The organism is Halalkalibacter sp. HAAS-P013, from assembly GCF_056619925.1.
The window spans coordinates 163,947-174,675 of record NZ_JBWQTU010000012.1; the positions used below are offsets into that span (position 1 = coordinate 163,947).

Genomic DNA, 10,729 nt, shown 5'->3' on the forward strand with positions numbered 1-10,729 from the left:
ATTGTTTTTTAGGTGGGCTACCTATTACGTTACAGACGTTCATTCTGTAGTTGTCGAAACGAATAGTTCGTACCCTCCTTTTGTCATTTTTTGCAGTTTCGTTAACTGCTTGTTCTACACTTTACAGAAGAAATGTAACTAATCTATGAACTAAATTAGATAGAATTTAGACCTTTTTATGAACTCCCGACATTTTTTAAAGAATACATATCCAAAAAAAGGGGAAACTTCCTATATTGAATTTAATTAAGGAGGCGATCTATATGAAAACATGGGCCGTACAATTGGGCGAAGAGATCATAAAAGAATATGATATCCCTTTTAAAGGAATTATTGTTGAATCTGAAGAAAAGCCCACCGGTAGTCAGATTAACCAATATTTAAAAGAACATTACTTCCCTGAAAAAGAGGATGTTTTCTACGATTTAATCACAGACATTACGGAGGTCAATTTATAACCAACGTGCCTAACCTTGGTGAGGAACAGCTAGACCGGATTCTGTCCAAAAACTTAAACATTTGCTGTCCGAACGACTACAACTAGCCATCCCATACAAAAAGAGAAACGGAATCCCGTTTCTCTTCGTTTTACTTGCGTATGAACATCTGCGTCCAATAATGTCCTTTCTCATCATAGCCAACACCAATATGCGTTAAATCTGCATTCAGGATATTCGCACGATGTCCCGCGCTATTCATCCAGCCTTCGACAACCCTCTCTGGCGTAGGATAACCTTGAGCAATATTTTCTGCTGCCATGCGATAAGAGATGCCAAAATGATCCATCATATCAAAAGGCGATCCGTACGTTGGGCTTGAATGGGAAAAGTAATTATTTCTCTGCATATCCTGCGACTTTACTCTAGCAACATTTGATAATGCTGAATCTGCCTTCAACTCTGGCAATCCATGCTTTTTTCTCTCTACATTCGTGAGCTCTACTACCTTTGCCTCAATCTCATCAATTTTACTAACAACAGGTTTATCGCTTTCTTTGAAACGGTCATCTAACGCACGTGCTAAAAAGACCGAAAAATGAGCTCTTGTTGTTGGGTTGTACGCACGGTACGTATTGTCTTTATGACCAGTCGTAATCTGATTAGCAGCTAGTGCTTGAATTTCCTTGTAAAACGTATGACTCGTACTAATATCACTAAATTCTCGATCCCATTTCCCTTGTAGGTTAAAGGCACGCTGCAGGATGGCTGCCATCTGACCACGAGTAAGTGGAGCATTTGGCATAAATTGACCATCACGACCTGTAATAATTCCCTCATCCGCTATCGCTGCTACTACATCATAAGCATGAAAACCTGCGTTAACATCACTAAATTGCGGAGTCGGACGGTTCTCAAGATCCAAGTCAAGAGCACCCGCAATCATAATCGCAGCTTGAGCTCTTGTTACATTGTTCCCTGGTTGAAAGGTTCCGTTCTTGTACCCACCAATTATCGATTTATTTGATAAAAAACTTATTTCTTCTTTTGCCCAATAATTAGAGCTTACATCCGAAAAGCTCTTCGCCGCTTCTACCGGTGTAATCGCAACGCTAAAAGCGAATAGTAAACTAAGTAGTACACTAGCAATCTTCAATTTCGTTCCTCCTCTACTCATCTTACAAGCATCTATTCTATCACTTTATCATCTTTCTCTGTGAAAATTTCATGTAAATAATGCCATTCTCCTACTTCAAGCTACTATTGAATAGATGCTTGCATGCTAACATCACCACTTGCTGTCCGAAAATGGCTTATTCTGTCCAAACACCCATAACGAGTAAAAAGCCCACTATTACAAAAACAATAGTAGACTTCCTTACTATTTGAGACCCTCTTACTCCACACCAAACACATACCGCGTACGAGTCTCATACCTCTCTCCTGCCCGCAGAACTGGCGATGGAAAATGAGGCTGATTAATTGAATCGGGTGCTCCTTGCGTTTCCAAGCATAGTCCTAAATATTTGCGTGCTTGAACATCTTTCACTTTATAATTATCCTCAATCTGAGTACCTGTATACAAAACAACACAAGGCTCATCCGTCTCGATAACGAGCACACGACCACTCTTGTCATCTTTTAACTTAATCTCTTTATTATTGTTGGCATTTAACATAAACGGATGATCATAGCCTCTTCCGGCCAAGACATTTTGCTCATACTCCGACACAGCACCATCTCTAATTTTTCTTCCATTTCTAAAATCAAATGGCGTATCATCGACGCGAAGCTTTTCACCTGTTGGCATTAGATCGGGCTTAAGCTCTAGAAACTCACTACTAGTAATTGTAAGTGTATGGTCTAGAATATCTTCTTTCAGATCGCCACTTAAATTAAAATACGTATGATTCGTTAAGTTCACAATCGTTGTTTGATCACTTGTTGCTGAATAATCTATAAGAAGCTCATTCTCCTCTGTCAGCGTATATGTAACCGTTACATCGAGGTTTCCAGGGTAGCCATCCTCCCCGTCCTTACTTAAGTATCTGAATGTAACTCCCACTCGATCTTCAGCTTCAAATGTCTCAGCCTCCCAAGTAACATGGCTAAACCCAACTTTTCCTCCATGTAAATGGTTTTCCCCGTCATTTTTCAGCAAGCGGTAGCTCTTTCCTTCCAATTCAAACTCCGCACCACTTATTCTCCCTGCAAAACGGCCAACAATTGCTCCAAAATAAGGAGAGTGACGCTCATAGTCTTCAACATTATCAAACCCAAGCACAACATCCTCTACTTTTCCTTTGCGGTCTGGCGTTAAAAGTCTAGTGATAATTCCTCCATAGTTTAGACACGTCATCTCCATTCCTTTGCTGTTACGAAGAGTAAAGGATGTGACCTCTTTCTCATTTAACGTACCAAATAACTCTTTCATCACTCTCATAAATAAAAGCCTCCTAAACACACTTAATTAATTAACTTAATTTACTAATATATTAAAAAGGAAAGCGGCCTGCTCGCTCAAGCCGCTCTATCATACTAATTCACCCCGCCAGGCATAAAGACTTTGTTTATAATTAATGCAACCGCGCCTAAAACCATCCCCTTTTTACCAAGCTTTGAACAAACCACTTTGATATCCTCTGATGAGTTCGTTAAGATATATTGATTGACCATTTGCTGCAGCGAATCAATTACGGGATTATCTTCCCCTTCAAAAATTTGACCCTCTAATATAATTCTAGACGGCTTAAGAATATTGATCATATTCGCGGTTGCAATTCCTAGAGACCTGCCTGTTTCCTCTAAAATTGTCCTCGCTAGCTGATCTCCCTCTTTGGTTGCTTTAAAAACCAACTCAATTGATAAAATAGACTCATCACCGTTCGTCCAATCTGCCAAAATGGTTTCCCTGCCTGACTCGATTGCCTCTTGTGCCCGCTCTAAAATAGAGGTTTCTGATGCACACGCTTCCAAGCAGCCTCTGTTCCCACAGCGGCAAACCGGTCCGTTGACATCTACAATCGTATGACCAATTTCTCCTGCTGTATTAAATGAACTTCGATACACTTCATTATTAATAAAAATTCCGGAACCAACCCCGCGGCCAACACTTAAACAAAGAAAATCGGAAACGCCTTGTCCTTGGCCAAACCAGTTTTCTGCAATAACCAAAGCACGGACATCATTTTCAACCATTACAGGGATGTTAAACTCATTTTCTAGTACATCCTTTAACGGGACATCACGAAGCTGCAGGTGAGGCGAGAAGATAGCCAATCCCTTTTCCGGATTCACCATCCCATGCATAGCCACACCTAATCCAAGAATGTATTTCTTATCAACCTCATGTTCCGTGAGAACATAATGGATGCTTTCTTTGACCATTGCAAGAAACTCACTCTTTGTCGGTAAGGTTGTTATTTTTTGAACGTAATCAAATGTGATTTTCCCATCAAGCGTAGCAATGACGACCCGAACCACTTCCGCTGCTGCATAGACGCCAATCACAAAATAAGCAGAGGAATTAATGCTTAGCATAATCGGCCTTCTGCCACCGACGTTTGATTTGCTAGATTCTTGTTCAATGATGAGGTTTTTTTCTACTAACTCATTTACTAGCCCTCCAACAGTAGGCGGGGTTAATTTCGTGATCTTGGCAATTTCCGCTCTAGAAATGGGACCTTTTAACCGTATTAAATTTAATATTGTTGATTGATTAAGTGACTTCATCCCTTCGAAACTACCTGTTTTATAAACCATATTCATCCGCCTTCAATTTAGATTCACATTTGAACTATTTCTTCCGACTCATTAATTTAATTTTTTAATTAGCTTAAGTATCATATATTACATAAGGTTGGTCAATAAGTTAGCCTGCTAAAACTAAAACTTTCTACCAACTTAATCGTTAAAAATAGGTGCCTTCTGAGGCGTGCTGCTCGGGACTAAGCCTTCAATTGTCGGCCAGCCATCTTCCCAAATAATCGGATCAATCATTAATGGTCGTCTCGTTGCCCCGAGTGGCAAATAAGGTTTGTCACGTTCAATCGCATGGTATACAATCCAATCCGTACCTTCATCATCCGTAATGATGGCGTTGTGTCCTGGACCAACAAACACAGACTCACTATCTTCGGCTGGCTCACCTTTTAGGATTAGCGTCCCCTCAGAATCAAGAAGATCGTTTCCGTCCTTATCGAGATAAGGTCCTTCAATCGATTCAGCTCTGCCGACAGCGACTCTATATTTACTATTTAACCCTTCACAACATGAACCAAGTGAGGCAAAAAAGTAAAAATATCCGTCGCGCTCGATAATATATGGTGCTTCAAAGGCATTCCCTGCGACTCTAAATTTTTCCCCTGTGACTTCAAGCCCATCTTCACTGAGCTCCACTCCATAAATGCCGTGGAAGCTGCCCCAGAAAAGATAATTTTTCCCATCATGCTCGTAAAACATCGGGTCAATCGAATTGCGAACATCAATTTCTGAGCTTGTAAATAATTTTCCAAGATCCTCAAATGGTCCTTCAGGGTTCTCAGAAATCGCGATCCCGATTCCAGGGTCCGGGTCGCCCCATGTTGAAACCGCGTAATATAAATAGTACTTATCATTTCTGTGTACAATATCTGGAGCCCATAAAAAGCCCTGGTCCTTCCACTCTGGCTTCGCTTCTAGTGCTTCTCCGACATACTCCCACTCGACTAAATCCTTTGATCTTATGATCGGAATCAACGGTTGACCTCGTTCATCTCCAAAATGATCCTCTGTCCCGTACACATAAAAGTATCCATCGTGCGCATGAACAATCGAAGGATCGGCAATAACCGGTTCAAATACTGGATTTTGAAATGTTTTTTCTTCTTTAGATTGGCAGCCTGTCATGAGTAAACCTCCAAGTACAAATAATAAAAACCACTTTTTCATTATAGTATTCCTTTCCTTTGTTATAAAGAAACGCCCTGTAGAGAGTACGGAAAAGGGTGTTTTTTCCCTTTGCCGTACTCTCTATGCAATGAGCGGAACCGTTGCAATCTTTTAAAGCCTGCTATGAGCGGTTTTCTCATAGCAGGCGCGCAACGCGTGGAGCCATTGCGGCTTCCTTGAATAACTTTCCAAACGCTTTTCAATGCCATCTCATTTCACAAGGCGCTTGGTTGTAACTATTTTTGATCATTAATCTCTTTGATTTTAGCTAAGTCGCACTTCGGTTCGCGGTTGTATGTTAACAGTCCGTTAATCTCTTGTTCAACATCGGTTAATTGCGTGTAGCAAAACCCTTGTAAAATATCAGATTGATAGATGGCCCCTGTCACTTTACGATATTCCTCAATCAGATCCTCACTTGATTTTACCGATGAATAGCCCCAGCCATCTTGCTCATCCACTTTATATGCAATCCCGCCATACTCTGTAATAAGAATCGGTTCCCCGCGATACTCATATCCTTCTGCATAGATGACACGATTCGCCGGCTCAGTACTAATCGCACGTTCAACCGTTTCATATGATTGTTTAATATGCTCAGCAGATTTATAGTTATGGATTCCGCAAATGTCTGAAATCGTGTGCTCCCATCCTTCATTAGAAAGAACAGGACGTGTCGTATCGATTGATTTTGTTAAATAGTACATCGATGTTGCATGGTCCTGCTGTTGTTTTTCATGAGCAACACGCGAGATTCCCCAGCTTTCGTTTAGAGGTACCCACACGATCAAACTCGGATGGTTGTAATCACGTTTTACAACATCTACCCACTCTGTTACCATTCGGCGAACAGCTTCTTCGCTATACTCTGAGCAGTTCGCCATCTCGCCCCAAACTAAAAATCCTAGTTTATCAGCCCAGTATAAATAACGTGGATCTTCGACTTTTTGGTGTTTCCTCGCACCGTTAAAACCCATTTCCTTCGATACTAAGATGTCACCCTTTAGATCATCATCTGCCGGAGCTGTTAATAACGCACCCGGGAAGTACCCTTGGTCAAGCACTAGCTTTTGGAAGTAAGGCTTGTTGTTAAGCTTAAACGTTCCATTTTCAATTGAAATCTTTCTCATCCCAAAATACGTATCAACGGAGTCTAGCACTTCACCTTCACTTACTAGCTTAATATTGACATCAAATAAATTCGGATTTTCTGGAGTCCAATACCAGCCATCGTCATGAACATTGCTTCGATCCGTAAAGCGATTGCGCAAATTATAGCTTCGTTTAATATATGATTCTAGTACTTTTGATTCTTCTTCTACGAGAACTTGATCACCAAAAGAGATGGTTGTTTTAATCGTCAATGACGTATCTTTTGGTACATCGTATTCGACAATAATATCCCCTCGATCAATGTCCGGCGTAAAGCGGACGCCTTCAATTTTTTTCTCAGAAACTGGCTCGAGCCAAACCGGCTGCCAGATTCCAGTTGTTCTTGTATAAAAAATCGATGCAGACTGCTCATGCCAATATTGCTTCCCTCTTGGGATCGTTACATCTTCTGACGGGTCTTCCACTCGTACAACAATGTCATTCTCACCATCTTTGTTATAGTGTGGCGTGATATTTGCTGAGAACGGTGTATTTCCCCCTTCATGGAATGTCACAAGCTCCCCGTTAATATAAACCCAAGATTTATAGTCAACGGCTCCAAAGTGCAGAATTAACTCTTGGTCTAACCAATCTTCACTTACTGTAAAAGTCCTGCGATACCAAACAACATCATGAAAACTATGATCATTAATCCCGCTTTTCTCAGTTTGATAAGCAAATGGAACTACTATTTTCATTGATTGTGGAAATTCTTTATACCATTTATCTTTTAAGCCACGGTTCTCGTCGTCAAAAGCAAAATCCCACTCACCATTTAAATTTAACCATTCCTGACGCACGAACTGAGGTCGTGGATATTCGTTTCGAATTGTACTCATGTTATCTCTCCTTACTTAATACCAGATTGTGTAACACCTTTAATGAAGTAGCGCTGTCCGATGATAAACACGATCACTGCCGGAATCGTCGCAATCGACGTTAACGCCATTAATTTTCCGTATGATGAAACAAAGCTTCCTTGCTGCATAACAGCGATACCTGTAGCGATCGTTCTCATTTCTGGGGAACTTGTCGCAACAAGCGGCCATAAGAAATCGTTGTAGATCATCATGAAAGAGAAGATAGACAACGTCCATAAAATTGGTCTAGCAGAAGGAACGACAATACGGATGAAAATTTGCCATTTATTAGCACCATCTAATTTTGCAGCTTCTTCAAGTTCTTTCGGGAATACTTTAAAAAATTGATAGAGTAAAAACACGCCAAACGCATTCGCTGTATATGGCAAAATTAAAGCCGCATACGTATTTAATAAACCTAGATTACTAAATTGCATGTACATTGGTAAAAATGTAATCACAAACGGAATCATTAACGTACTAACAAATAGCGGGAATAGATATTTTTTGAAAGGAACATCTAACCGCGCTAATCCGTAAGCTGCCATCGCATCGATCGAAACAATGATCAACGTTCCAACAAGACCAGCGAAAATCGAGTTAAACATCCATCTAATAACCGGTACGTTCAACCCTTCTCCTAATAACGTGTACGTATAGTTTTCAATCGTAAAATTTTGCGGAATCCAATTTAATCCGCCTGTTAACGCTTCTGTATCTGTTTTAAAAGAAGTGGAAAGCATCCAGAATAAAGGCATTAAAAAGAGGATCGCGACCACTACAGCTATACTAACTAGAAGGATTGATTTTTTCCTTTTGCCCATACTCCCACTCCTTTCTTGTTTTTCCTTTTAAATTTGCCTTCTTCACTTGCCCGATTGATTCTAAATTGAATTACTGATATTGCAATCATTATTAGTGCCATTAAGATCGCCATAGCCGAAGCGGATCCTAACTGACGCTGAGAAAAGGCTTCATCGACAATACTCATAAGTAAAACCTCTGTTTGATTCCCCGGGCCGCCCCTTGTCATTAAGTACGGCTGCCCATACACATTAAATGACGCAATCGTTGATGTAATGAACACAAACAACATCACAGGTCGAATGGTTGGCAATGTGATATGAATCAATTTCTTCCATGGACTAGCACCATCAATCGATGCAGACTCATATAATTCTTCAGATACTTCATTTAACGCATTTATAAACAGAATCATATTAAATCCAATCGTCCACCAAAGCGTAGCAACGACAATCGAAATCCACGCATAAGGAATTCTTGTCAGCCACGGGATCGGATCAAGACCTAATACACTTAAATATTCGTTAATTAGACCAGAGTTCGTATCTAAAAGCCATAACCACACAATCGCTATTACCGACACAGATACAACATATGGTATAAAGTAAACCGTTCTGAAAAACCCTTGAATTTTTTTCGGTAAATTCGTTACGAGCAATGCTAATAACAAACCAATCACAACTAATAATGGAACCGAAAAGATAACAAACTTAAATGTATTAAATAACCCATTAAAGAAAACAGAGTTAAGATGAGAACTTGGATCGAAAATAGCAATATAGTTTTGTAATCCTACGAAAGGTCGATCTTTCGAAAGCAAATCCCAACTATGAAAACTAATATATATTCCATAAATGATTGGAATTAAGAGAAAGCAAACAAACATCACAAAATAAGGTAAAACAAACAAGAACGAGGTTAATTGTGATAGTTTTGAGTTTTTCATCCAATCCCCCCCCTTTTCATTAATCTTTCGTATTTTTAATAGGAAAGAGCAGGGTAACCCTGCTCCCATGTTTAGTTAAGTCGTTGTTGAGCTCGATTGGTCGCTTCTTCTAATGCTTCTCTTGGCTCTTTTTGCCCAAGAAGCACTTCGTTAATCGCTTCCATTAGAGGGTCTGATAATTGTCCCCAGTTACGAACTCGAGGTGAGAATTGCGTATAATCAAACTGCTTTGCAACCTCAGGCTGTTGCTTCATTTCTTGGAACTCAGCACTTTCGTATATCGCTTTTGAAGCAGGTGCTTGACCAGATTCAGCCCATGCCATCCCATTTTCAGCTGTAAAACTTAAGAATTGCTTTATCGCTTCGTGCTTTTCTTCTCCTACGACTTCTGGAACAACAAAGTTATGTGAGTTTCCAAAAACAGCTTGCTGCTCCGTACCAAGCATAGGAACCGGCGCTACACCAAAGTTCATGCCTGCATCTTCCCATTGCTGCAGCATCCATGGGCCATTCATGTGCATTGCGTTTTTGCCTTGTAAGAATAGAGTAACTTCTCCATCTTGTTGAACATCAGACGGCGATACACCATACTCCGTAATTAAAGAACGTTGGAACTCTAATGCTTCTACTACTTCTTCTGAATCATAAAGTACTTGTCCATCATCAATTAACTTACCGCCATTTTGATAGACAATTGTCGGCATAATAAATTGTTGCGGCCATAAAGTTGGTACAACATAACCATATTGACCATTGCCATCGGTTAACTTTTGCGCAAACTCTACGAACTCTTCGCGATTTGTTGGTGGTACATCCGGATCTAGACCTGCCGCTTCAAATAGATCTTTGTTCCAATAGAACATTAACGGGTGAATATCTAGCGGAATTCCGTATAGTTCTCCATCAACCATCGCACCTTCTAATGCATTCTCGTTGTAATCTTCTAGATTAACTGTTTCACCAGTAATATCATCTAAATTTTTCAAAAGGTCATTTTCCACATAAGTAAGAATTTGATTACCATGCATAACCATTAAATCAGGTACATTGCGATTGTCGTTTAATGTTAAATCAACTGTCGTATAGTACTCAGATTGAGGAACAACTTGATAGTTTACAGAGAACTCATCTTGAGATGTGTTAAACGCGTCAACGATTTCCTGCATCTTCGGACCATCCGGACCAGAGAAAGGAACCCATAACGTGATTTGTTCTCCTCCTGCAGCACTTTTAGTATCTTCACCAGCTGTGCCTGAGCCCTCGTCATTACCACAAGCAACTAACCCTACTAATAAAAGAATGATCAATAACTTTCCACTTAAAAACCTTTTCATTACTATTCCCCCTTTATTTGAAGAACCAAATCAAATTAGTTAATTAATTTAATTTATAATCATAATATACCCATATGCAAACGCTGTCAACTAGTTTTCAAACTTAAATATACAATGTATACACCTATTATAGACCGAATTTCCGGCTTTACCATTAATTAATTAAATTAATTTATTTTTATGTTCTTGCGCGATTCATTTTCTTGTTCCTGATTTTTCTTTCACGTTTCTTCCACAGGAAATTTTTTAGATGCTTAAATGTTATAT

The 10,729-nt window shown here is 39.8% G+C and carries 9 protein-coding genes; 1 reads left to right on the top strand and 8 read right to left on the bottom strand.

Features of this window, described 5'->3' with window-relative positions; all coding sequences use genetic code 11:
- The first annotated feature begins 263 nt into the window (after window positions 1-263).
- The gene (locus tag AC1FXP_RS16630) at window positions 264-458 is read left to right on the top strand and encodes a hypothetical protein (protein WP_480063133.1); all 195 of its coding nucleotides are present in this window, start codon (window positions 264-266) and stop codon (window positions 456-458) included.
- Window positions 459-588: 130 nt separating this feature from the next.
- Here the strand turns inward: AC1FXP_RS16630 and AC1FXP_RS16635 are convergent, their stop codons facing one another.
- From AC1FXP_RS16635 to AC1FXP_RS16670, 8 genes are all read right to left on the bottom strand, one after another.
- The gene (locus AC1FXP_RS16635; protein WP_480063134.1) at window positions 589-1,593 is read right to left on the bottom strand and encodes an S-layer homology domain-containing protein; all 1,005 of its coding nucleotides are present in this window, start codon (window positions 1,591-1,593) and stop codon (window positions 589-591) included.
- Window positions 1,594-1,833: 240 nt separating this feature from the next.
- A complete protein-coding gene (locus tag AC1FXP_RS16640; protein ID WP_480063135.1) occupies window positions 1,834-2,880 on the bottom strand; it encodes an aldose epimerase family protein in 1,047 nt (348 codons plus the stop codon).
- A 95-nt stretch (window positions 2,881-2,975) separates the two neighbouring features.
- The gene (locus AC1FXP_RS16645; RefSeq protein ID WP_480063136.1) at window positions 2,976-4,199 is read right to left on the bottom strand and encodes an ROK family transcriptional regulator; all 1,224 of its coding nucleotides are present in this window, start codon (window positions 4,197-4,199) and stop codon (window positions 2,976-2,978) included.
- A gap of 141 nt (window positions 4,200-4,340) precedes the next feature.
- Window positions 4,341-5,366 (bottom strand): family 43 glycosylhydrolase, encoded by a 1,026-nt coding sequence (locus AC1FXP_RS16650; protein ID WP_480063137.1) that lies wholly within the window; start codon window positions 5,364-5,366, stop codon window positions 4,341-4,343.
- A 236-nt stretch (window positions 5,367-5,602) separates the two neighbouring features.
- Window positions 5,603-7,357: a glycoside hydrolase family 2 protein gene (locus AC1FXP_RS16655; protein ID WP_480063138.1), complete on the bottom strand. Its 1,755-nt coding sequence runs from the start codon at window positions 7,355-7,357 to the stop codon at window positions 5,603-5,605.
- Between the two features lie 11 nt (window positions 7,358-7,368).
- A complete protein-coding gene (locus AC1FXP_RS16660) occupies window positions 7,369-8,202 on the bottom strand; it encodes a carbohydrate ABC transporter permease (protein ID WP_480063139.1) in 834 nt (277 codons plus the stop codon).
- Window positions 8,172-9,128, bottom strand: a complete 957-nt coding sequence (locus AC1FXP_RS16665; protein WP_480063140.1) for a carbohydrate ABC transporter permease — start codon at window positions 9,126-9,128, stop codon at window positions 8,172-8,174. The genes AC1FXP_RS16660 and AC1FXP_RS16665 overlap by 31 nt, the downstream gene beginning before the upstream one ends.
- Window positions 9,129-9,199: 71 nt before the next feature.
- On the bottom strand, window positions 9,200-10,462 hold the full coding sequence (locus AC1FXP_RS16670; RefSeq protein ID WP_480063141.1) for an ABC transporter substrate-binding protein: 1,263 nt from the start codon (window positions 10,460-10,462) through the stop codon (window positions 9,200-9,202).
- Window positions 10,463-10,729 lie beyond the last annotated feature (267 nt).